Annotated in this window: 19 protein-coding genes and 1 tRNA gene; 17 read left to right on the top strand and 3 right to left on the bottom strand. The window is 71.4% G+C overall.

Annotated elements, in window-relative coordinates; genetic code table 11:
* The first annotated feature begins 67 nt into the window (after positions 1-67).
* From ACH4C6_RS21195 to ACH4C6_RS21150, 10 genes are all read left to right on the top strand, one after another.
* Positions 68-1,684 (top strand): carboxyl transferase domain-containing protein, encoded by a 1,617-nt coding sequence (locus tag ACH4C6_RS21195; RefSeq protein WP_398110137.1) that lies wholly within the window; start codon positions 68-70, stop codon positions 1,682-1,684.
* Between the two features lie 14 nt (positions 1,685-1,698).
* Positions 1,699-3,615 carry a biotin carboxylase N-terminal domain-containing protein gene (locus ACH4C6_RS21190; RefSeq protein ID WP_398110136.1) on the top strand — a complete coding sequence of 639 codons (1,917 nt, stop codon included), beginning with the start codon at positions 1,699-1,701 and terminating at the stop codon, positions 3,613-3,615.
* Complete coding sequence (locus ACH4C6_RS21185) at positions 3,612-4,562, top strand: hydroxymethylglutaryl-CoA lyase (RefSeq protein ID WP_398110135.1); 951 nt, start codon at positions 3,612-3,614, stop codon at positions 4,560-4,562. Before ACH4C6_RS21190 ends, ACH4C6_RS21185 begins: the two co-directional genes overlap by 4 nt.
* Before the next feature lie 5 nt (positions 4,563-4,567).
* Complete coding sequence (locus tag ACH4C6_RS21180) at positions 4,568-5,728, top strand: acyl-CoA dehydrogenase family protein (protein ID WP_398110134.1); 1,161 nt, start codon at positions 4,568-4,570, stop codon at positions 5,726-5,728.
* Positions 5,729-5,935: 207 nt separating this feature from the next.
* Positions 5,936-6,979: an ABC transporter substrate-binding protein gene (locus ACH4C6_RS21175; RefSeq protein ID WP_398110133.1), complete on the top strand. Its 1,044-nt coding sequence runs from the start codon at positions 5,936-5,938 to the stop codon at positions 6,977-6,979.
* A gap of 124 nt (positions 6,980-7,103) precedes the next feature.
* On the top strand, positions 7,104-7,946 hold the full coding sequence (locus ACH4C6_RS21170; RefSeq protein ID WP_398110132.1) for a siderophore-interacting protein: 843 nt from the start codon (positions 7,104-7,106) through the stop codon (positions 7,944-7,946).
* Between the two features lie 154 nt (positions 7,947-8,100).
* Positions 8,101-9,543, top strand: coding sequence for a lysine decarboxylase DesA (desA, locus tag ACH4C6_RS21165; RefSeq protein WP_398110131.1), 1,443 nt, complete (start codon positions 8,101-8,103; stop codon positions 9,541-9,543).
* A complete protein-coding gene (locus ACH4C6_RS21160) occupies positions 9,527-10,804 on the top strand; it encodes a lysine N(6)-hydroxylase/L-ornithine N(5)-oxygenase family protein (RefSeq protein WP_398110130.1) in 1,278 nt (425 codons plus the stop codon). Before desA ends, ACH4C6_RS21160 begins: the two co-directional genes overlap by 17 nt.
* Complete coding sequence (locus ACH4C6_RS21155) at positions 10,801-11,352, top strand: GNAT family N-acetyltransferase (RefSeq protein WP_398110129.1); 552 nt, start codon at positions 10,801-10,803, stop codon at positions 11,350-11,352. Before ACH4C6_RS21160 ends, ACH4C6_RS21155 begins: the two co-directional genes overlap by 4 nt.
* Positions 11,349-13,121 carry an IucA/IucC family protein gene (locus tag ACH4C6_RS21150; protein ID WP_398110128.1) on the top strand — a complete coding sequence of 591 codons (1,773 nt, stop codon included), beginning with the start codon at positions 11,349-11,351 and terminating at the stop codon, positions 13,119-13,121. The genes ACH4C6_RS21155 and ACH4C6_RS21150 overlap by 4 nt, the downstream gene beginning before the upstream one ends.
* Positions 13,122-13,230: 109 nt before the next feature.
* Here ACH4C6_RS21150 and ACH4C6_RS21145 read toward each other — a convergent pair whose 3' ends face one another.
* Positions 13,231-14,760 (bottom strand): beta-N-acetylhexosaminidase, encoded by a 1,530-nt coding sequence (locus ACH4C6_RS21145; RefSeq protein WP_398110431.1) that lies wholly within the window; start codon positions 14,758-14,760, stop codon positions 13,231-13,233.
* A 149-nt stretch (positions 14,761-14,909) separates the two neighbouring features.
* On the opposite strand from ACH4C6_RS21145, the gene ACH4C6_RS21140 reads away from it, so the two are divergent.
* The 3 genes from ACH4C6_RS21140 to glmS all read left to right on the top strand — a co-directional run bounded on the left by ACH4C6_RS21140 (position 14,910) and on the right by glmS (position 18,010).
* A complete protein-coding gene (locus ACH4C6_RS21140; protein ID WP_398110127.1) occupies positions 14,910-15,791 on the top strand; it encodes a DUF4429 domain-containing protein in 882 nt (293 codons plus the stop codon).
* Positions 15,792-15,922: 131 nt separating this feature from the next.
* Positions 15,923-16,180 (top strand): hypothetical protein, encoded by a 258-nt coding sequence (locus tag ACH4C6_RS21135; protein WP_369196586.1) that lies wholly within the window; start codon positions 15,923-15,925, stop codon positions 16,178-16,180.
* Positions 16,181-16,192: 12 nt separating this feature from the next.
* On the top strand, positions 16,193-18,010 hold the full coding sequence (glmS, locus tag ACH4C6_RS21130; protein ID WP_398110126.1) for a glutamine--fructose-6-phosphate transaminase (isomerizing): 1,818 nt from the start codon (positions 16,193-16,195) through the stop codon (positions 18,008-18,010).
* A gap of 180 nt (positions 18,011-18,190) precedes the next feature.
* Here glmS and ACH4C6_RS21125 read toward each other — a convergent pair whose 3' ends face one another.
* Together ACH4C6_RS21125 and ACH4C6_RS21120 are read right to left on the bottom strand one after the other, a co-directional pair.
* A complete protein-coding gene (locus ACH4C6_RS21125) occupies positions 18,191-18,751 on the bottom strand; it encodes a hypothetical protein (RefSeq protein ID WP_398110125.1) in 561 nt (186 codons plus the stop codon).
* A 122-nt stretch (positions 18,752-18,873) separates the two neighbouring features.
* Positions 18,874-19,401 (bottom strand): universal stress protein, encoded by a 528-nt coding sequence (locus ACH4C6_RS21120; protein ID WP_398110124.1) that lies wholly within the window; start codon positions 19,399-19,401, stop codon positions 18,874-18,876.
* Positions 19,402-19,709: 308 nt separating this feature from the next.
* On the opposite strand from ACH4C6_RS21120, the gene ACH4C6_RS21115 reads away from it, so the two are divergent.
* The 4 genes from ACH4C6_RS21115 (at position 19,710) to ACH4C6_RS21100 (ending at position 22,604) form a co-directional block, all read left to right on the top strand.
* On the top strand, positions 19,710-20,042 hold the full coding sequence (locus tag ACH4C6_RS21115; protein ID WP_398110123.1) for a hypothetical protein: 333 nt from the start codon (positions 19,710-19,712) through the stop codon (positions 20,040-20,042).
* A 377-nt stretch (positions 20,043-20,419) separates the two neighbouring features.
* Positions 20,420-21,655 carry a helix-turn-helix domain-containing protein gene (locus tag ACH4C6_RS21110; RefSeq protein WP_398110122.1) on the top strand — a complete coding sequence of 412 codons (1,236 nt, stop codon included), beginning with the start codon at positions 20,420-20,422 and terminating at the stop codon, positions 21,653-21,655.
* 158 nt (positions 21,656-21,813) lie between these two features.
* Positions 21,814-22,416 carry an oligoribonuclease gene (orn, locus tag ACH4C6_RS21105; protein WP_398110121.1) on the top strand — a complete coding sequence of 201 codons (603 nt, stop codon included), beginning with the start codon at positions 21,814-21,816 and terminating at the stop codon, positions 22,414-22,416.
* A 115-nt stretch (positions 22,417-22,531) separates the two neighbouring features.
* Positions 22,532-22,604, top strand: a tRNA-His gene (locus ACH4C6_RS21100).
* The last annotated feature ends 42 nt before the right edge of the window (positions 22,605-22,646 follow it).

The following is a 22,646-nucleotide window of genomic DNA, read 5'->3' as shown; positions in this document are numbered from 1 at the left end:
GAGGTTAGCGCTCGTTAACCTGAAGGAAATGCGTTAACGCTCATTAACACGTGAGGGGACCCGCAGGATGCACGAGGCACCGGAGCTCACGAGCGCGGCAGACCCCGCGTCGGAGGCCTTTCGGGCCAACGAGGAGGCGCACAGCACCCTCGTGGAGGAGCTGCGCGCCAAGCTCGCCAGGGCCGCACAGGGCGGTGGCGAGAAGGCCCGCGCCCGCCACACGGCGCGCGGCAAGCTGCTCCCCCGCGACCGGGTGGACACCCTCCTCGACCCCGGATCACCGTTCCTGGAGCTGGCCCCGCTCGCGGCCGACGGGCTGTACGAGGACCAGGCCCCGGCCGCCGGCGTCATCGCCGGTATCGGCCGGGTCAGCGGCCGCGAGACCGTGATCGTCGCCAACGACGCCACGGTCAAGGGCGGCACGTACTACCCGATGACGGTGAAGAAGCACCTCCGCGCCCAGGAGGTCGCCCTCGACAACCGCCTCCCCTGCGTCTACCTGGTGGACTCCGGCGGCGCCTTCCTGCCCATGCAGGACGAGGTCTTCCCGGACCGGGACCACTTCGGCCGCATCTTCTACAACCAGGCCCGCATGTCCGGCGCCGGCATCCCCCAGATCGCCGCCGTCCTCGGCTCGTGCACGGCCGGCGGGGCGTACGTCCCGGCGATGAGCGACGAGGCCGTGATCGTCCGCAACCAGGGCACGATCTTCCTCGGCGGCCCGCCCCTGGTGAAGGCCGCCACCGGCGAGGTCGTCACCGCGGAGGAGCTCGGCGGCGGCGAGGTGCACTCCCGCGTCTCGGGCGTCACGGACCACCTCGCGGAGAACGACGCGCACGCCCTGCGCATCGTCCGCACCATCGTCTCCACGCTGCCGGCCCGGGGCCCCCTCCCCTGGGAGGTCACCGAGCCCGTCGAGCCCAAGGTCGACCCGCACGGCCTGTACGGCGCGGTCCCGGTCGACTCCCGCACCCCGTACGACGTGCGCGAGATCATCGCCCGGGTCGTCGACGGGTCCCGGTTCGCCGAGTTCAAGTCCGAGTTCGGCCAGACGCTGGTCACCGGCTTCGCCCGGATCCACGGCCACCCGGTCGGCATCGTCGCCAACAACGGCATCCTGTTCGCCGAGTCGGCCCAGAAGGGCGCGCACTTCATCGAGCTGTGCGACCAGCGCGGCATCCCGCTGGTGTTCCTGCAGAACATCTCGGGCTTCATGGTCGGCAAGGACTACGAGGCGGGCGGCATCGCCAAGCACGGCGCCAAGATGGTCACGGCCGTGGCCTGCACGCGCGTCCCGAAGCTCACGGTCGTGGTCGGCGGCTCGTACGGCGCGGGCAACTACTCGATGTGCGGCCGGGCCTACTCCCCCCGCTTCCTGTGGATGTGGCCGAACGCCAAGATCTCGGTCATGGGCGGCGAGCAGGCCGCCTCGGTCCTCGCGACGGTCAAGCGCGACCAGCTGGAGGCCCGCGGCGAGTCCTGGCCGGCGCAGGACGAGGACGCCTTCAAGGCCCCCATCCGCGCCCAGTACGAGCGCCAGGGCAGCGCCTACTACGCGACGGCCCGCCTCTGGGACGACGGTGTCATCGACCCGATGGACACCCGTCAGGTCCTGGGCCTGGCCCTGACCGCCTGCGCCAACGCGCCCCTGGGTGACCCCCAGTTCGGCGTCTTCCGGATGTGAGGGGACGGACGACGATGTTCGAGACAGTACTGGTGGCCAACCGCGGCGAGATCGCCGTACGCGTCATCCGGACGCTGCGGTCGATGGGCGTGCGCTCGGTGGCCGTCTTCTCCGACGCGGACGCCGACGCCCGGCACGTGCGCGAGGCGGACACGGCGGTCCGGATCGGCCCGGCCCCCGCGTCCGAGAGCTACCTCTCCGTGGAGCGCCTGCTGGAGGCCGCGGCCCGCACGGGCGCCCAGGCCGTCCACCCCGGCTACGGCTTCCTCGCCGAGAACGCGGCCTTCGCGCGCGCCTGCGCCGAGGCGGGTCTGGTCTTCATCGGTCCCCCGGCGGACGCGATCGCGCTGATGGGCGACAAGATCCGCGCCAAGGAGACGGTCCAGGAGGCCGGTGTACCGGTGGTGCCCGGCGGACGTGACCCGGAGCTGGCCGAGGCGGCCCGCGCGCTGGGCGCGCCGGTGCTGCTGAAGCCCAGCGCGGGCGGCGGCGGCAAGGGCATGCGCCTGGTGCGGGACCTGAGCCGGCTGGAGGACGAGATCGCGTCGGCCCGCCGCGAGGCCCGCGCCTCCTTCGGCGACGACACGCTCCTGGTGGAGCGGTGGATCGACCGGCCCCGCCACATCGAGATCCAGGTCCTCGCGGACGGCCACGGCAACGTGGTCCATCTGGGCGAGCGCGAGTGCTCCCTCCAGCGCCGCCACCAGAAGATCATCGAGGAGGCGCCGAGCGTCCTGCTCGACGAGGAGACGCGTGCCGCGATGGGCGAGGCGGCGGTCCAGGCGGCCCGCTCCTGCGGCTACCGGGGCGCGGGCACGGTGGAGTTCATCGTCCCGGGCACCGATCCGTCCTCGTACTACTTCATGGAGATGAACACCCGCCTCCAGGTCGAGCACCCGGTCACCGAGCTGGTCACGGGCCTGGACCTGGTCGAGTGGCAGCTGCGGGTCGCGGCGGGCGAGCCCCTCGGCTTCACGCAGCAGGACGTCACGCTGACCGGGCACGCGGTGGAGGCCCGCATCTGCGCCGAGGACCCGGCCCGCGGCTTCCTGCCCTCCGGCGGCACGGTGCTCAGGCTGCGCGAGCCCCAGGGCCACGGGGTGCGCACCGACTCGGGCCTCACCGAGGGCACGGAGGTCGGCAGCCTCTACGACCCGATGCTCTCCAAGGTCATCGCGTACGGCCCCGACCGGGCGACGGCCCTGCGCAAGCTCCGCGCCGCCCTGGCCGAGACGGTCACGCTCGGCGTGCAGACCAACGCCGGTTTCCTGCGCCGCCTGCTGGCCCACCCGGCGGTGGTTTCCGGCGACATGGACACGGGCCTGGTCGAGCGCGAGGTGGAGGGCCTGGTCCCCACGGCCGTGCCGGAGGAGGTCTACGAGGCGGCCGCCGCGGTACGCCTGGAGGCGCTGAAGCCCGAGCCGGGCGGCTGGACGGACCCCTTCTCGGTCCCCAGCGGCTGGCGCCTGGGCGGCGAGCCGAGGCCACCGGCCTTCCACCTGAGGGTGCAGGAGCCGCTGGAGTACGCCCCGCGCGGCACGGCCACGGTCACCGGCGACCGGGTCGCGGTGACGCTGGACGGCGTCCGGCACACCTTCCACCGCGCCGCGGACTGGCTCGGCCGGGACGGCGACGCCTGGCACGTCCGTGACCATGACCCGGTGGCCGCGTCCCTCACCCGGGCGGCCCACGGGGGCGCCGACTCGCTGACCGCGCCGATGCCCGGCACGGTGACGGTGGTGAAGGTGGCCGTCGGCGACGAGGTGTCCGCCGGTCAGAGCCTGCTGGTGGTGGAGGCGATGAAGATGGAGCACGTCATCTCCGCCCCGCACGCCGGCACGGTCGCCGAGCTGGACGTCTCGCCGGGCACCACGGTCGCCATGGACCAGGTCCTGGCGGTCATCGCACCGCACGAGGAGGCGGCGGAATGACAGCACCGGGGCTCCCGATGGCCGTGCCGGCCCGGGACCTGCCCAGCCGGGTCCGCATCCACGAGGTGGGCGCGCGCGACGGCCTGCAGAACGAGAAGGGCACGGTCCCGACGGAGGTGAAGGCGGAGTTCATCCGCCGCCTGGCCGGCGCCGGCCTGACGACGATCGAGGCGACGAGCTTCGTCCACCCCAAGTGGGTCCCCCAACTGGCGGACGCCGAGGCCCTGTTCCCGATGGTCGGGGACCTCCCGGTGGAGCTCCCCGTCCTCGTGCCGAACGAACGCGGCCTGGACCGCGCCCTGTCCCTGGGCGCCCGGCGGGTCGCCGTCTTCGCCAGCGCCACGGAGTCCTTCGCCAAGGCCAACCTCAACCGCACGGTGGACGAGGCCCTGGCCATGTTCGAGCCGGTGGTGGGCCGGGCGAAGTCCGAGGGCGTGCACGTGCGCGGCTACCTCTCCATGTGCTTCGGCGACCCGTGGGAGGGCGCGGTCCCCGTCCCGCAGGTGGTGCAGGTCTGCCGCGCCCTGCTGGACATGGGCTGCGACGAGCTGAGCCTGGGCGACACCATCGGCGTCGCGACCCCCGGTCACGTCGTCGCGCTCCTCGCCGCCCTGGACGAGGCCGGGGTGCCGCCGTCCGTGCTCGGCGTCCACTTCCACGACACGTACGGCCAGGCCCTCGCCAACACCCTCGCGGCGCTCCAGCAGGGCGTCACGACGGTCGACGCCTCGGCGGGCGGCCTGGGCGGCTGCCCGTACGCGAAGTCGGCGACGGGCAACCTCGCCACCGAAGACCTCGTGTGGATGCTGAGGGGCCTCGGCATCGACACCGGAATCGACCTCGGCCGCCTCGTCGCCACGAGCACGTGGATGGCCGCCCGACTGGGCCGACCCAGCCCCTCCCGCACCGTACGAGCTCTGTCCCACGAGGGCACCGAGGAGCAGTGATCACCATGGACTACCGTCTCTCCCCCGAACTGGAGGAACTCCGGCGCACGGTCGAGGAGTTCGCCCACGAGGTGGTGGCGCCGAAGATCGGCGACTTCTACGAGCGGCACGAGTTCCCGTACGAGATCGTGCGGGAGATGGGCCGCATGGGCCTGTTCGGCCTGCCGTTCCCGGAGGAGTACGGCGGCATGGGCGGTGACTACCTGGCGCTCGGCGTGGCCCTGGAGGAGCTGGCCCGGGTCGACTCCTCGATCGCCATCACCCTGGAGGCGGGCGTCTCGCTCGGGGCGATGCCGATCCACCTGTACGGCACCGAGGCCCAGAAGCAGGAGTGGCTCCCCCGCCTGTGCGCGGGCGAGATCCTGGGCGCGTTCGGCCTGACCGAGCCGGACGGCGGCAGCGACGCGGGCGCGACCCGGACGACGGCCCGGCTCGACGAGTCGACGAACGAGTGGGTCATCAACGGCACCAAGTGCTTCATCACCAACTCGGGCACGGACATCACGGGCCTGGTGACGGTCACGGCGGTCACGGGCCGCAAGCCCGACGGCCGGCCGCAGATCTCCTCGATCATCGTCCCCTCGGGCACGCCCGGCTTCACGGTCGCGGCCCCGTACTCCAAGGTCGGCTGGAACGCCTCGGACACCCGCGAGCTGTCCTTCGCGGACGTCCGCGTCCCGGCGGCGAACCTGCTGGGCGAAGAGGGCCGCGGTTACGCCCAGTTCCTGCGCATCCTCGACGAGGGCCGCGTCGCCATCGCGGCGCTGGCGACGGGTCTGGCGCAGGGCTGTGTCGACGAGTCGGTCAAGTACGCCAAGGAGCGCCACGCGTTCGGCAAGCCGATCGGGTCGAACCAGGCCATCCAGTTCAAGATCGCGGACATGGAGATGAAGGCCCACACGGCCCGTCTGGCCTGGCGCGACGCGGCGGCCCGTCTGGTGACCGGCGCGTCCTTCAAGAAGGAGGCGGCCCTGGCCAAGCTCCACTCGTCCACGGTCGCGGTGGACAACGCCCGCGAGGCCACCCAGATCCACGGCGGCTACGGCTTCATGAACGAGTACCCGGTCGCGCGCATGTGGCGCGATTCCAAGATCCTCGAGATCGGCGAGGGCACGAGCGAGGTCCAGCGCATGCTGATCGCCCGGGAGTTGGGGCTGGTCGGCTGAGACGGCAGCACCCGGCCGAGGGGCCGGAGGACGGGCGCAGTGATCCGTGTCACTGCGCCCGTTCGCATTCCGCGCCCCGCCCTCGGGCACACATCCCAGGGCCCCCCTGGACAGATACCGAGGTTAGGCTAACCTAAGCCTGATTTCAGCCAAGCGGCTGTCGGCCGTGCCCGCAGTGGCTCCGTACGCACGAAAGCAGACCCCGTCATGTCGAACGCCAGAACCGCCCGTCTCTCCCGTCGCGGCCTGCTCGCCGCCGGTGGTGCCCTCGGGCTCGGCGCCCTCGTGACCGCGTGTGGCAGTGAGGACTCCAAGGACGGCGGCTCCGACGCCAAGGGCGCCGGCGCGTCCGGCTCCTGGTCGTTCAAGGACGACCGCGGCACGACCGTGAAGCTCGGCAAGGTCCCCGCGAACATCGTCGCGTTCACCGGTGTCGCCGCCGCCCTGTACGACTACGGCGTCGAGGTGAAGGGCGTCTTCGGCCCCACGAAGACCCAGGACGGCAAGGCCGATGTCCAGGCCGGCGACATGGACGTCAGCAAGGTGACGATCCTCGGCAACACCTGGGACCAGTTCAGCGTCGAGAAGTACGCGGCCCTCGCACCGGACGTGCTGATCTCCACCATGTTCGACGACGCCGGCACCCTCTGGTACGTCCCGGACGGCTCCAAGGACAAGATCGCCAAGCTGGCCCCGAGCGTCGGCATCTCCGTCTACGACCGTCAGATCACCGCCCCGCTCCAGCGGATGTGGGAGCTGGCCGAGTCCCTGGGCGGCGACATGAAGGCCGCGAAGGCCACGGACGCCAAGAAGCGCTTCGAGGCGGCCTCCGAGCGGCTGCGCAAGGCCGCCAAGGCCCACCCCGACATCAGGGTGATGGCCGGCTCCGCGAGCCAGGAGCTGTTCTACGTCTCCGGCACCAACCTCTCCATCGACCTGGAGTACTTCAAGGCGCTGGGCGTGAACTTCGTCGAGCCGCCGGAGAAGGCCAAGACCCAGGGCGGCGGCTGGTTCGAGAGCCTCAGCTGGGAGAACGTCGACAAGTACCGGGCCGACATCATCATGATGGACGACCGCACCTCGGCCATCCAGCCGGCCGACATCACCAAGGGGACGTGGAAGAAGCTGCCCGCGGTCAAGGCCGGTCAGGTCATCCCGCGTTCGGCCGAGCCGATCCTGTCCTACGACAAGTGCGTGCCGCTGGTGGAGAACCTGGCGAAGGCGATCGAGACGGCCAAGAAGGTCGGCTGACCGCCTTGCGCCCGGGGAACTGCGCGCGAGCGGCGGCCGCGGGCCGCGTGTGACAGGTCGCGCGGTTCCCCGCGCCCCCGACGGGGCGCCACCCCGACCGCCCGGTGACACACCAGGAGCCCTCATGACCACCGCCGTGGCCGCCCCGTTCCGGTTCTTCTCCCTCCAGGTCGTGCGGACGAGGCGGCTCGGCCCGTCCCTGGCCCGGGTCACCTTCGCGGGACCCGATCTGCACGCCTTCCACTCCGAGGGCCGCGACCAGTCGCTGTCGCTGTTCCTGCCGCACCCGGGGCAGTCCGAGCCGGTCGTGCCCGTGGAGCTGGGGGACGGCTGGTGGCAGGGCTGGCGCGAACTGCCGGACGACGTACGGGCGGTGATGCGGTCGTACACCCTGCGCGCGCTGCGCCGGGATCCGGACGAGATCGACGTCGACTTCGTCCTGCACGGCGTCGGGCCGAGCGCCCACGGCGAGGCCGGCCCCGCCGCCCGCTGGGCGGCCCGGGCCGCCGCGGGCGACCGGGTGCTGCTGCTGGGGCCGGCCGTCGCCGACAACCGGGCGATCCGCTTCCGGCCCCCCGCCGACAGCGACCTCGTGGTCGTCTGGGGCGACGAGACCGCCGTGCCGGCCGCCTCGGCCGTCGTCGAGTCGCTGCCGGCGGGCACCCGCGCCCGGGTGTGGCTGGAGGTGCCCCACGCCGGGGACGTCCAGGACCTGTCGACCCGGGCGGACGCCGAGATCACCTGGCTCGTGCGGGACATGGGGGCACCCGCCGCCCTGGACGCCGTCCGGACGGCGGAGTTGGGCTCCGCCCGGCGGCCCTACGTCTGGCTGGCCGGTGAGTCGGGGTGCGTGAAGGAGCTGCGCCGGCACTTCGTGGCGGAGCGCGGCGTCGACCGCCGCCGGGTCACGTTCGTCGGCTACTGGCGCCGGGGCGTCAGCGAGGAGCAGTTGCGCGCCGAGGGCTAGGGAGCGTCGGGCGGCCATGAGGCCGGCGTGATCACGGTCACGGACGGACCCCCACCCCTCCCGCCAGGAACTTAGGTTAGGCTAACCTAAGTTGAACCCGCGGTTCAGCCCGTCACCGTTCCGCCCCGGACTGTCCCCACCGGAGGACCCGCACATGCGCTCGCACCTGCTCAACGACACCACCGCGGAGCAGTATCGCCGCTCCGTGACCGCCGGAGTCGAGCGGGTGGCCGCCAAACTCGCCGCCACCGACCGGCCGTTCACCGGTGTGACCGTCGACGCCCTCGCGCCCCGCATCGACGGGATCGACCTCGACCAGCCGCTGCACGACACGGCCGCGGTGCTCGACGAACTGGAGGAGGTCTACCTCCGGGACGCCGTCTACTTCCACCACCCCCGCTACCTGGCACACCTCAACTGCCCGGTCGTCATCCCGGCCGTGCTCGGCGAGGCCGTCCTGTCCGCCGTCAACTCCTCCCTGGACACCTGGGACCAGTCGGCCGGCGGCACCCTCATCGAGCGCAAGCTCGTCGACTGGACGAACGCCCGCATCGGCCTCGGCGAGAACGCCGACGGCGTGTTCACCTCCGGCGGCACCCAGTCCAACCTCCAGGCGCTGCTGCTCGCCCGGGAGGAGGCCAAGACCGACACGTTCGCGGACCTGCGCATCTTCGCCTCCGAGGTCAGCCACTTCAGCGTGAAGAAGTCCGCCAAGCTCCTCGGGCTCGGACCGGACGCCGTGGTGTCCGTCCCCGTCGACCACGACAAGCGCATGCAGACCGTCGCCCTCGCCCGCGAGCTGGAGCGCTGCGCGGAGGCCGGCCTCGTCCCCATGGCCGTCGTCGCCACCGCGGGCACCACCGACTTCGGCTCCATCGACCCGCTGCCCGAGATCGCCGAGCTGTGCGAGCAGTTCGGCACGTGGATGCACGTCGACGCCGCCTACGGCTGCGGCCTGCTCGCCTCCCTCAAGCACCGGGACCGCCTGGCCGGCATCGAGCGCGCCGACTCCGTCACCGTCGACTACCACAAGTCCTTCTTCCAGCCGGTGAGTTCGTCCGCCGTCCTGGTCCGGGACGCCGCCACGCTGAGGCACGCCACCTACCACGCCGAGTACCTCAACCCGCGCCGCATGGTGCAGGAACGTATCCCCAACCAGGTGGACAAGTCGCTGCAGACCACGCGCCGCTTCGACGCCCTGAAGCTGTGGATGACCCTGCGGACCATGGGCGCCGACGGCATCGGGCAGCTCTTCGACGAGGTGTGCGAACTGGCCCGCGAGGGCTGGCGGCTCCTCGCCGCGGACCCGCGCTTCGACGTCGTCGTCGAACCGAGCCTGTCCACCCTGGTCTTCCGCTACATCCCGGCGGCCGTCACCGACCCGGCCGAGATCGACCGCGCCAACCTCTACGCCCGCAAGGCCCTGTTCGCCTCCGGCGACGCCGTCGTCGCGGGCACCAAGGTCGGCAGCCGCCACTACCTGAAGTTCACCCTGCTGAACCCCGAGACGACGGTGTCCGACATCGCCGCCGTCCTCGACCTGATCGCCGGCCACGCCGAGCAGTACCTGGGAGAGTCCCTTGACCGCGCGTCCTGACAACCGAACCAGCACCCACGACTTCGTGGGCATCGGGCTCGGCCCCTTCAACCTCGGCCTGGCCTGCCTCACCGAGCCCATCGAGGAACTCGACGGCGTCTTCCTGGAGTCCAAGCCCGACTTCGAGTGGCACGCCGGCATGTTCCTGGACGGCGCCCACCTCCAGACCCCGTTCATGTCGGACCTGGTCACCCTCGCCGACCCCACGTCCCCGTACTCCTTCCTCAACTACCTGAAGGAGAAGGGCCGGCTGTACTCGTTCTACATCCGGGAGAACTTCTACCCGCTGCGCGTCGAGTACGACGACTACTGCCGCTGGGCCGCGGGCAAGCTGAGCAGCATCCGCTTCGGCACCACCGTCACCGAGGTGACGTACGAGGACGAGCTGTACGTCGTCCACACCGCCGGCGGCGACACCTACCGCGCCCGGCACCTCGTGCTCGGCACCGGCACCCCGCCCCACATCCCCGAGGCGTGCCGCGACCTGGGCGGCGACTTCCTCCACAACTCCCGCTACCTCCAGCACAAGGCGGAGCTGCAGAAGAAGGAGTCCATCACCCTCGTCGGCTCGGGCCAGTCGGCCGCCGAGATCTACCAGGACCTGCTCGGCGAGATCGACGTCCACGGCTACCGGCTCAACTGGGTGACCCGCTCCCCGCGCTTCTTCCCGCTGGAGTACACCAAGCTCACGCTGGAGATGACGTCCCCCGAGTACGTCGACTACTTCCGCGAGCTGCCCGAGGCGACCCGCTACCGCCTGACGGCCGAGCAGAAGGGCCTGTTCAAGGGCATCGACGGCGACCTGATCAACGAGATCTTCGACCTGCTCTACCAGAAGAACCTCGCCGGCCCCGTCCCCACCCGGCTGCTCACCAACTCCTCGCTGAACAGCGCCCGGTACGACAACGGCACCTACACGCTCGGCTTCCGCCAGGAGGAGCAGGGCAAGGACTTCGAGCTGGTCTCCGACGGCCTGGTCCTCGCCACCGGCTACAGATACGCCGAGCCGGAGTTCCTGGCGCCGGTGAAGGACCGCCTCGTCTACGACTCGCAGGGGAACTTCGACGTGGCGCGCAACTACGCCGTCGACGTCACCGGCCGGGGCGTGTTCCTGCAGAACGCCGGCGTCCACACGCACAGCATCACCAGCCCCGACCTGGGCATGGGCCCGTACCGGAACGCGTACATCATCCGCGAGCTGCTCGGCTCGGAGTACTACCCGGTGGAGAAGACGATCGCGTTCCAGGAGTTCGCCGTATGACCGACAGCACCGGCATCGGCCGGCTCACCGTGCGGCCCCTCGACCCGCTGAAGGACGCCGAGGTGGTGCACTCCTGGGTCACCCACCCCAAGGCGGCCTACTGGATGATGCAGGACGCCAGGCTCCAGGACGTCGAGCGCGAGTACATGCGGATCGCGGCGCACGAGCACCACGACGCCTTCCTCGGCCTGCACGAGGGCCGGCCCGCGTTCCTCATGGAGAGGTACGACCCCCGGTACGTGGAGCTGGTGGGGCTGTACGAACCGCAGCCCGGCGACGTCGGCATGCACTTCCTGGTCGCGCCGACCGACCGGCCGATCCACGGTTTCACCAGGGCCGTCATCACGACCGTGATGGAGGAGCTGTTCGCCGACCCGCGCACCCGGCGGGTCGTGGTGGAGCCCGACGTCGGCAACAAGGCAGTGCACGCGCTCAACGAGGCCGTCGGTTTCGTGGCCGAGCGCGAGATCGACAAGCCGGAGAAGCGCGCGCTGCTGAGCTTCTGCACGCGTGAACAGTTCCTGGCCGCCCGAGGAGTAGCCGTATGACCCTGTCCGACGCCGTGGCGCACCTGTCCCCCCACCGCTGGGCGCGGGCCAACCGCCTGCTGATCCGCAAGGCACTCGCCGAGTTCACGCACGAGCGGCTCCTCACCCCGGAGGCCGACGGCGAGGGCCGGTACACCGTTCGCAGCGACGACGGGCTGACCCGGTACACCTTCACCGCGGTGATCCGGGCCCTCGACCACTGGCAGGTCGACGCCGAGTCGATCACCCGGCACCGGGACGGCACCGAAGTCCCGCTGTCCGCCCTGGACTTCTTCATCGAGATGCAGAAGTCGCTGGGCCTGAGCGACGAGATCCTGCCGGTCTACCTGGAGGAGATCTCCTCCACCCTGTCCGGCACCTGCTACAAGCTCACCCAGCCGGCCCTGCCGGCGGCGGAGCTGGCGCGCGCCGACTTCCAGACCATCGAGACCTCGATGACCGAGGGCCACCCCTGCTTCGTGGCCAACAACGGGCGGCTCGGGTTCGGCATCCACGAGTACCTGTCGTACGCGCCGGAGACGGCGAGCCCGGTCCGGCTGGTCTGGCTGGCGGCGCACCGCTCGCGGGCCGCGTTCACGGCCGGCGCCGGCGTCGAGTACGAGTCGTTCCTGCGCGAGGAGCTGGGCGGCGAGACCGTCGAGCGCTTCCACGCCGTGCTGCGCGAGCAGGACCTCGACCCGGCCGACTACCTGTTCATCCCGGTCCACCCCTGGCAGTGGTGGAACAAGCTCTCCGTCACCTTCGCCGCCGAGATCGCGCGGCGGCACCTGGTGTGCCTGGGCGAGGGCGACGACGAGTACCTGGCCCAGCAGTCCATCCGGACCTTCTTCAACCGGACCAGCCCCGAGAAGCACTACGTCAAGACGGCCCTGTCCGTCGTCAACATGGGCTTCATGCGCGGTCTGTCGGCGGCCTACATGGAGGCGACCCCCGCCATCAACGACTGGCTGGCCCAGCTCATCGAGGGCGACCCGGTGCTGAGGTCCACCGGCCTGTCGATCATCCGGGAGCGGGCCGCCGTCGGCTACCGGCACCTGGAGTACGAGCAGGCGACCGACCGGTACTCGCCCTACCGCAAGATGCTCGCCGCGCTGTGGCGGGAGAGCCCCGTGCCGTCGCTGGGGGAGGGCGAGTCCCTGGCCACGATGGCGTCGCTGGTGCACGTCGACGACCGGGGCGCGTCGATCGCGGGCGCGCTGATCGAGCAGTCGGGCCTCACCCCGACGGAGTGGCTGCGCCGCTACCTGCGGGCCTACTTCACCCCGCTGCTGCACAGCTTCTACGCCTACGACCTGGTGTACATGCCGCACGGCGAGAACGTGATCCTGGTGCTGAAGGACGGGGTGGTGCAGCGGGCGGTCTACAAGGACATCGCCGAGGAGATCGCGGTCATGGACGTCGACGCGGTGCTGCCGCCGGCGGTCGAGCGGCTGCGGGTGGACGTCCCCGAGGACACGAAGCTGCTGTCGATCTTCACGGACGTCTTCGACTGCTTCTTCCGCTTCCTCGCGGCGAACCTCGCCACCGAGGGCGTCCTGGCGGAGGACGACTTCTGGCGCACGGTCGCCGAGGTCACCCGGGAGTACCAGGAGTCGGTGCCGGAGCTCGCCGACAAGTTCCGCCGGTACGACATGTTCGCCCCGGAGTTCGCCCTCTCCTGCCTCAACCGCCTCCAGCTGCGCAACAACCGGCAGATGGTCGACCTGGCCGACCCGTCGGGAGCCCTCCAGCTGATCGGCACCCTGAAGAACCCGATCGCCGGCTTCTGACCCCCCGGACGGACGGGCACCCCGGAGTACGGTCCTCCGGGGTGCCCGTCGTCGTGCCGTCGGGGGCGCGGGGAACCGCGCGCTCAGCCCCCACCGGCCCGCGGACACGTCACCGCGCGCTCCACGGCACCTGCGGCGACCGGTACCACTGGATGCCCAGGGCGTCCCACCGCTCCGCCTGCGCGGCGAGCCGCACCCGGTACCGCTCCCAGTCGTGGGAGGCAGCCGGCGACCACCCCAGCTCGGCGACGCCGGGCAGGCGCGGGAACGCCATGAACTCGATGTGCCCGGACTCCTCCAGCGTCTCCGACCACATCGGCGCCTCCACCCCCTTCACCGCACCCTCCGGCACTCCCGGCAGATAGGCCCCGGGGTCCCAGTCGTAGGAGCGCTGCACCTCGACGTACCCCGCCCAGGACAGCCCCAGGGGCGTGTCCTCGGTGTACTTCATGTCGAGGTAGAGCCGGTCGGCCGGGGACAGGATCAGCCCCGTGCCGTTCTGCGCGGCCTTCACCACCCGCGCCTTCTCCTCCGCCGACGTGCGGTCCAGGCCCCAGTACTGCGCGAGGGCGCCCTTCGCCGGGGTCGCACCGGTCAGCTGGTGCCAGCCGACCACGGTCTTGCCGTACTTCGCCACAATCGGCTGCACCCGGTCCATGAACCGCACGTAGTCCTCGTGGCTGGTGGAGTGCGCCTCGTCGCCGCCGATGTGCAGGTACCTGCCGGGGGTGAGCGCGGCCACCTCGCGGATCACGTCGTCCACGAAGTCGTAGGTGACGTCCTTGCCGACGCACAGCGAGCTGAAGCCGACCTCGGTGCCGGTGTACAGCGGCGGGGCCACGCCGTCGCAGTTCAGCTCGGCGTAGGAGGCGAGGGCGGCGTTGGTGTGGCCGGGCATGTCGATCTCGGGGACGACCTCCAGGTGGCGGGATGCGGCGTAGCGCACGATCTCCTGGTAGTCGGCCTTGGTGTAGTGGCCGCCGGGGCCGCCGCCGACCTCCGTGGAGCCGCCGTGGGTGGCGAGGCGCGGCCAGGAGTCGATGGCGAGGCGCCAGCCCTGGTCGTCGCTGAGGTGCAGGTGCAGCTTGTTGAGCTTGTACAGGGCGAGCTGGTCGATGTAGCGCTTGACCTGCTCCACGGTGAAGAAGTGCCGCGCGACGTCGAGCATGGCCCCGCGCCAGGCGTAACGCGGGCTGTCGGTGACGGTGCCGCCGGCGACCGTCCACGGGCCGGGCTGGACCGTGTCCTTCTCGACGGCCGCGGGCAGGAGCTGGCGCAGGGTCTGCACGCCGTGGAAGAGGCCCGCGGAGGTCCTGGCGCTGATGGTGACCGACCGGGGGGAACTGCTCAGCCGGTAGCCCTCGGCGCCGAGGTCACCGCGGGTGAGGGCCAGTCGGATGCCGCCCTCGCCGTGTGCGGTGACCGGCAGGCGGTAGCCGGTGGAGGGCCGCAGGAGGTCCGCGAGGTACTGCGCGACCTGCCGCGCCTCGCGCGAGCCGTCGACGCGGATGTGCGTCCCGCGCGTGATCCGGAACGGGGCGCCGCCGGGCGTGACGGACGAGGGTGCCGGGACGACCCGGTCCAGCGGGGTGGGAGCCGCCGCACGGGCCGGGGTGGCGCCGGTGGCGCAGACGCCCATCGCGACGAGCAGCAGGGAACCGAGAAGGCGAAGCGTTCTGTGGTGCTGTCCTACGAGACCGTTCCTCACAAAACCGTCCCTTCCGTGAGCCGTTGAGCTCCAAGAGGTCTGGACCACTCTCTCGTGAGACGGGTGGAACAATCCACCCCATGGCGGAAATCATCCAGAGGGACGGCACGTGGGTCTTCGACGGCGACGCCTTGCGGCTGACGCCCGGACGGGACAGGAACGTCAGCGTGCTGCGCAGGGAACTGGGTGAACTGATCGTCCCGCTGGGTGCGTTGGCGGGCGTCTCGTTCGAGCAGGGCAAGAAGGCCGGCCGGCTGCGCCTGCGCCTGCGCGCCGGGGCCGATCCTCTGCTGCACGCGACCGGCGGACGGCTCACCGAGCCCCACGACCCGTACCAGCTCGTCGTCGAGCCCGACCGCTACGGCGTCGCGGAGTACCTCGCCGACGAGGTGCGCAACGCGCTGCTGCTGGACCGGGTACCGGCCGGCCCCGTCACCGAGTTCCTGCTGCCCGGCCCCGGCGTGCCCCTTTCGGCGTCCGCCGGGGACGGCACCGCGAGCTTCGACGGCGAGCGCATACGCCTGGAGTGGAACTGGAAGACGGAGGACGCCAAGGCCGCCGCCGGGGCCCGTACGCTGGCGCTCACCGACGTCACCGGCGTGGAGTGGCAGCCCGCGGCCGGGCTGGAGCACGGCCACCTGCGCTTCACCGTGCGCAACGCGCCCACCAAGACCCCGGCCAAGTACGACCCGAACGCCGTGGAGCTGTGGGGCTTCAAGAAGGACCCGCTGATGGCGCTGGTCGCGGCGGCGGTCCAGGCCAGGCTTCCGCATCCGGCCCGGCCCGCCGGCGACGCGGAGGACGTGCGGCCCGAGGTGCCCGCTCCCCCGGCCGCCCCCGCCGAGGACGACCACGACGCCCTGCTGCGGCGCCTGCGCGAACTGGGGGAGCTGCACCGCACGGGCGTGCTCACGGACGACGAGTTCGCCCTGGCCAAGCAGGCGGTCCTCCGACGGATGTGACCTGGCCCGGGGGGTGTCCCTGGCGTCCGAAATACCCCGTTCGACGCCGCTCCCAGCACTCCGTACGAGCTGCTTGCCCGGAATCGGGCAGGATTCTTGCGAAAGAGCGGCCCGTGCCTCAGGATCATCGGGTGCACGACGAACTCGTTGATCATCTGACGCGGTCCAGCCCCCTCGGCCGGGGCGAGGCGCTGCGCGTGATCCAGGACGTGCTCGCCTACTTCGACGAGACGACCGAGGAGTACGTCCGTCGCCGCCACCGCGAGCTCCAGGCCCAGGGCCTGGTGAACGCGGCGATCTTCGAGCGGATCGAGGCGGACCTCAAGTACCGCGCGGTGGCCCCGCCGGAGCTCTCGCTCCGGCAGCTGCGGCGCATCGTCTACGGCTAGGAATACATCTACATGTGCGGAATCGTCGGTTACATCGGGAAGCGTGACGTCGCGCCCCTGCTCCTGGAGGGCCTGCAGCGCCTGGAGTACCGCGGCTACGACTCCGCGGGCATCGTCGTCACGTCACCGAAGGCCTCGGGCCTGAAGATGGTCAAGGCCAAGGGCCGTGTCCGCGACCTGGAGGCCAAGGTCCCGGCCCGCTTCAAGGGCACGACCGGCATCGCCCACACCCGCTGGGCCACCCACGGCGCCCCGTCCGACGCCAACGCCCACCCGCACATGTCGGCCGACAACAAGGTCGCCGTCGTGCACAACGGCATCATCGACAACGCCTCCGACCTGCGCCGCAAGCTGGAGGCGGACGGCGTCGAGTTCCTCTCCGAGACCGACACCGAGGTCCTCACCCACCTCATCGCCCGCTCGCAGGCGACCAAGCTGGAGGACAAGGTCCGCGAGACCCTCCGGCTGGTGGAGGGCACCTACGGCATCGCCGTCATGCACGCCGACTTCCCCGACCGGATCGTCGCCGCCCGCAACGGCTCGCCCGTCGTCCTCGGCATCGGCGAGAAGGAGATGTTCGTCGCCTCGGACATCGCCGCGCTGGTCGCCCACACCCGCCAGATCGTCACCCTCGACGACGGCGAGATGGCCACCCTCAAGGCCGACGACTTCCGCACCTACACCACCGAGGGCACCCGCACCACGGCCGAGCCCACCACCGTGGAGTGGGAGGCCGCCTCCTACGACATGGGCGGCCACGACACCTACATGCACAAGGAGATCCACGAGCAGGCCGACGCCGTGGACCGCGTGCTGCGCGGCCGCATCGACGACCGCTTCTCCACCGTGCACCTGGGCGGCTTGAACCTGGACGCCCGCGAGGCCCGGCGCATCCGCCGCGTGAAGATCCTCGGCTGCGGCACCTCGTACCACGCGGGCATGATCGGCGCCCAGATGATCGAGGAGCTGGCCCGCATCCCCGCCGACGCCGAGCCCGCCTCGGAGTTCCGCTACCGCAACGCGGTCGTCGACCCCGACACCCTCTACGTCGCCGTCTCCCAGTCCGGCGAGACCTACGACGTGCTGGCCGCCGTGCAGGAGCTCAAGCGCAAGGGCGCGCGCGTCCTGGGCGTGGTGAACGTGGTCGGCTCGGCGATCGCCCGCGAGGCGGACGGCGGCATCTACGTGCACGCCGGCCCCGAGGTCTGCGTCGTCTCCACCAAGTGCTTCACCAACACCACGGTCGCCTTCGCCCTGCTCGCCCTGCACCTCGGCCGCACCCGCGACCTGTCGGTCCGCGACGGCAAGCGCATCATCGAGGGCCTGCGGAAGCTGCCCGCGCAGATCGCCGAGATCATGGAGCAGGAGGAGGACGTCAAGAAGCTGGCCCAGCAGTTCGCCGAGGCCCGCTCGATGCTCTTCATCGGCCGCGTCCGGGGCTACCCGGTGGCCCGTGAGGCCTCCCTGAAGCTCAAGGAGGTCTCCTACATCCACGCCGAGGCCTACCCGGCCTCCGAGCTCAAGCACGGCCCGCTGGCCCTGATCGAGCCGGCCCTCCCCACGGTCGCCATCGTCCCCGACGACGACCTGCTGGAGAAGAACCGCGCCGCCATGGAGGAGATCAAGGCCCGCAGCGGCAGGATCCTCGCGGTGGCCCACCAGCACCAGGAGAAGGCCGACGAGACGATCGTCGTCCCGAAGAACGAGGACGAGCTGGACCCGATCCTGATGGGCATCCCGCTCCAGCTCCTCGCCTACCACACGGCGCTGGCCCTCGGCCGCGACATCGACAAGCCCCGCAACCTGGCCAAGTCGGTGACGGTGGAGTAGTCGCCCCTCTTGGCTTGGGGGCGCGGGGCTGTATCGACGTGCGGCTCCGCCGCGTGGGCGCGAGCAACCCCCACGCACCCGCACAGGCCACTCGAACGGGACGGACCCCCACGTGCTGCCACCACGCACGGGGGGTCCGTTTCATCGCCGGGAAGCCGCCCAACTCCCCGGCCTGCGCGGCTAACCGGTGGCCGTCACTCCCCGGCCGGCAGCGCGTCCCGAAAGTGCCGTCGGCCAGTGCGCCAACGCGGCGGTCGCCGCGTACCACGCCACCGCGCCCGCGGCGACGGCGAACCAGCCCCCGACCTTCGCGAGCGCGTCGTTCTCCGCGAACGCGGCGACCGCGAGCAGCACCAGGGCCACGAAGAACAGCCCGTACACGCCCCGTCCGAGCCGATCCCCGCCCGCCAGCGTGAGGGACAGCGCCGCGAGGGCGAACAGCAGCAGGAACAGCCCTGCCCCGTTGCCGGAGCCGGCGTCGGTCACGGCCCAGGTGAACCACAGCGCCCCGAGCACGGAGAACGCCGTGCCGCCGGCGGCGTCGCCCTCGCGCAGGGCCACCACCCCGGCGACGAACAGGGCTGCTCCGCCCACGTACTGGGCGATCGACGAGGCGTCGGCGGCCGAGACGCCGTCGAGCACGGCGGTGTTGCCCAGACCGAAGGCCAACAGGGTGATTCCGAGGGCGAGTCGACCGGCCACGGTCGTGATTCCGCTTCCCGCGGGAACGTCTTCGTCCACGGCGGGCTCCCTTCGTGCAGGTGCAGTGGTGCGATGTCCCGTATATGCCCTTCACAAGGGCACAAACACCTCCGCGCGCGAGGAGATTCGCGCGGGCACAAGGGAGTTGGGCGGCGGGGGGATCAGGGAATGACGACGACGGGCCGCTGCGCCCGCTTGGCGAGCCGCCCCGCGACGGACCCGAAGATCCGTCCGACGAGGCCGTGGGTCGATCCGACGACGATGGCGTCCGCCTCGTACTCCCGGCCGACCTCCTCGAGCTCGTGGCAGATGTCACCGCCGCGCTCGACCAGGATCCAGGGCACCTCGGCGAGGTAGTCCGCGCAGGCCAGCTCCAGCCCGAGCACCTCGGTCCGGTGGTCCGGCACGTCCACGAAGACGGGGGGCTCGCAGCCCGCCCACACGGTGGTCGGCAGCCGGTTGGCGACATGCACGATGATCAGGCCCGACCCGGAGCGATGGGCCATGCCGATCGCGTAGGCCAGGGCCCGCTCGCTGGACGTCGAGCCGTCGAAGCCGACGACGACCCCGTGCTTGAAAGCGGGATCGCACGAATGGCGTGGCTCTTCCGCCGCCAGGGGCTCGGCCGCCGTGGGATCGGCGACGGGCCGCTTGCGGTCCGCGGGTTCGAAGAATTCGTGACCGGCCATGGCTGTCTCGGCGTTGTGATCCTTTATGGGTGGGACAACAGGGTGCGGCGGAGCTGTGTCCGGGAATGGTCTTCCCAACCCCATACCCACAAGGGTACGGCGGCACGCTTCTTCGGTGCAGCTCCCGCCCGTCGTGCGTGCGGGTTCCAGGGAGCATGCACGAGGCGACGCCCGTAACGCAATGGTTGCTGCCCTGTACAGGCGGTTTGCACAGGATGCACCGACCCGTGGCCGTCATCGGGCGACACAGTGACCGACGCCCCGGCCGCGCGTTGAACCCCGTGAGCCACGCCACAGGGAGCCCCGCCATGTCCGCACCACGCCCCGCCCCCCGGGCGGACCGCGCGACCCCGCCGCGGCGGGACACCGCGACGGACGTGGTCCGCTGGGCGGTCTTCAGCTGCCTGCTCGTCCCGGTCGTGCTCCTCGCCTACGGCGCCACCCTCGCCGGCGCGGCCGGCACGGCCCTCGGGCTCGCGGCCGTCACGGGCGTCTGCCGCGTCCTGCTGCGCCAGTCCGAGCGCGGCGCGGCCCGGCTCGCGGCCGAGGACCGGGCCCCCCACCGGGGCAGGCGCCACCGCACGGGGACGGGGTCCCATCGCGGCGGACGACACACTGGAGGAGAGACACCGGTCGGCTGACCGGTTTCCGTACCCCGGCACGCTGGTTTTCAGCCAACTTCTCGTACCCGTACATCCCCCCGCCCCACCACCCCCCAACCCCCGTTCGACCTGCACGGAAAGGGTCTCCGGGCGACTGCGCACCCTACGTGGATTGGCCACTGCGACGAGGCGCACTTCCCTGCACGCCCCACGAGTGCAACGCTTCGTGATCGAATGCTTTACGCCAAGTTGCCAAGTCGACAATGTGCCGAGTGCCGAACCGGCCACTGCGGCGCAATGCGACACAGTAGATTCGATCTTGACTGTCTACGGCGGGGGACTCGTGCAGGACCGAGGGGAAACGTGCAGGAGCGACACAACCGAGGAGCCGCGACCACCGAGGGGGGCTTAGCAGGATGAGCCACGACTCCACTGCCGCGCCGGAAACCGCGGCCCGGAAAGTCTCCGGGCGACGCCGCAAGGAGATCGTCGCGGTGCTGCTGTTCAGCGGCGGCCCCATCTTCGAGAGTTCCATACCGCTGTCGGTGTTCGGGGTTGACCGCCAGGACGCCGGCGTACCGCGCTACCGACTACTGGTGTGCGGAGGCGAGGAAGGCCCGCTGCGGACCACAGGGGGCCTCGAACTCACCGCACCACATGGCCTGGAGGCGATCTCACGCGCGGGCACGGTCGTCGTGCCGGCCTGGCGTTCGATCACCTCACCGCCACCGGAGGAGGCGCTCGACGCGCTGCGCCGCGCCCACGAGGAGGGCGCCCGCATCGTCGGGCTGTGCACCGGCGCCTTCGTGCTGGCGGCGGCCGGTCTGCTGGACGGCCGTCCGGCGACCACCCACTGGATGTACGCACCGACGCTGGCCAAGCGCTATCCGTCGGTGCACGTGGACCCGCGTGAGCTGTTCGTCGACGACGGCGACGTGCTGACCTCGGCGGGCACCGCGGCGGGCATCGACCTGTGCCTGCACATCGTGCGCACGGACCACGGCAACGAGGCTGCCGGGGCCCTGGCGAGGCGGCTCGTCGTGCCGCCGCGCCGCAGCGGCGGGCAGGAGCGCTACCTCGACAGGTCTTTACCCGAGGAGATCGGCGCCGACCCGCTCGCCGAGGTCGTCGCCTGGGCGCTGGAGCACCTCCACGAGCAGTTCGACGTGGAGACGCTGGCGGCCCGCGCGTACATGAGCCGGCGCACGTTCGACCGTCGCTTCCGCTCGCTGACCGGGAGCGCTCCGCTGCAGTGGCTGATCACGCAGCGGGTGCTCCAGGCGCAGCGGCTGCTGGAGACGTCCGACTACTCGGTGGACGAGGTGGCCGGGCGCTGTGGCTTCCGGTCGCCGGTCGCCCTGCGCGGGCACTTCCGGCGGCAGCTGGGTTCCTCCCCGGCCGCGTACCGGGCGGCGTACCGTGCCCGGCGCCCGCAGGGCGAGCGTCCGCAGGAGTCCGAGACCGCCCCGGGCGGCCACGGCTCCGGCATGCCGGGCCATCCCGGTCACCCGGGCCACCACGCCCAGGCGCCCACCCCGCTGCACCCGGACCATCCCGTACCGCACCAGTCCCGCCGCACGGCTGCGGCGAGCGCGGTCGGAGCGTCCCCGACCCTCTCGGCGAGCCTGCCGGGCCAGCGCAGCGGAACGTGAGGCGGTAGCCACCGGGCGGGCCGGCATGACGCCGGCCCGCCCACTCCCGCTCCCACCGGCCGTCGAGGACGGCGATCGGCGCACTGCGGCCCGCGGGAGCCGCCGCAGCCGGGGACACGGCAGTCGCGTCGAGCACCCCGCGCCGTAGGGTTGGGCGCATGAACGATCGCATGGTGTGGATCGACTGCGAGATGACCGGCCTCTCGCTGTCGGACGACGCGCTCATCGAGGTGGCCGCCCTCGTCACGGACTCCGAGCTGAACGTGCTCGGCGAGGGCGTGGACATCGTCATCCGGCCGCCGGACCAGGCCCTGGAGACGATGCCGGACGTGGTGCGCGAGATGCACACCGCCTCCGGCCTGCTCGCGGTGCTGGAGAACGGCACGACCCTGAAGGACGCCGAGGAACAGGTCCTGGCGTATGTGAAGGAGCACGTCAAGGAGCCCGGCAAGGCCCCGCTGTGCGGCAACTCCGTCGGCACCGACCGCGGCTTCCTGCTGCGGGACATGCCCACGCTGGAGGACTACCTGCACTACCGGATCGTCGACGTGTCGTCGATCAAGGAGCTGGCCCGCCGCTGGTACCCGAGGGCGTACTTCAACAGTCCGCAGAAGAACGGCAACCACCGCGCCCTGGCCGACATCCGCGAGTCCATCGCGGAGCTGCGCTACTACCGCGAGGCCGTCTTCGTCCCGCAGCCCGGGCCCGACTCCGACACCGCGCGGACGATCGCGGCGAAGCACGTCCTGCCTGCGCAGTAGGCCGGACCGGGGACCGCCGAGGGGCGCCGCGAAAGGCGGGCGCGAGCACCCCTTCGGACCCTGTACACTTTTTCTCGGCCGGTCGGGGAAGACACTGATCTCCACACCGGTCATGGTGGGTGTAGCTCAGCTGGTAGAGCACCTGGTTGTGGTCCAGGATGCCGCGGGTTCGAGTCCCGTCACTCACCCTGAAGGACGAGGGGCTTTCCCGGGAGACCGGGAGAGCCCCT

Origin of the sequence: Streptomyces sp. NPDC017943 (assembly GCF_044328425.1) — a bacterium.
In the GTDB taxonomy this organism is placed as follows: domain Bacteria; phylum Actinomycetota; class Actinomycetes; order Streptomycetales; family Streptomycetaceae; genus Streptomyces; species Streptomyces djakartensis_A.
Note: the sequence above shows the minus strand (reverse complement) of the source record. Positions and strands in the feature narration are given on the sequence as shown.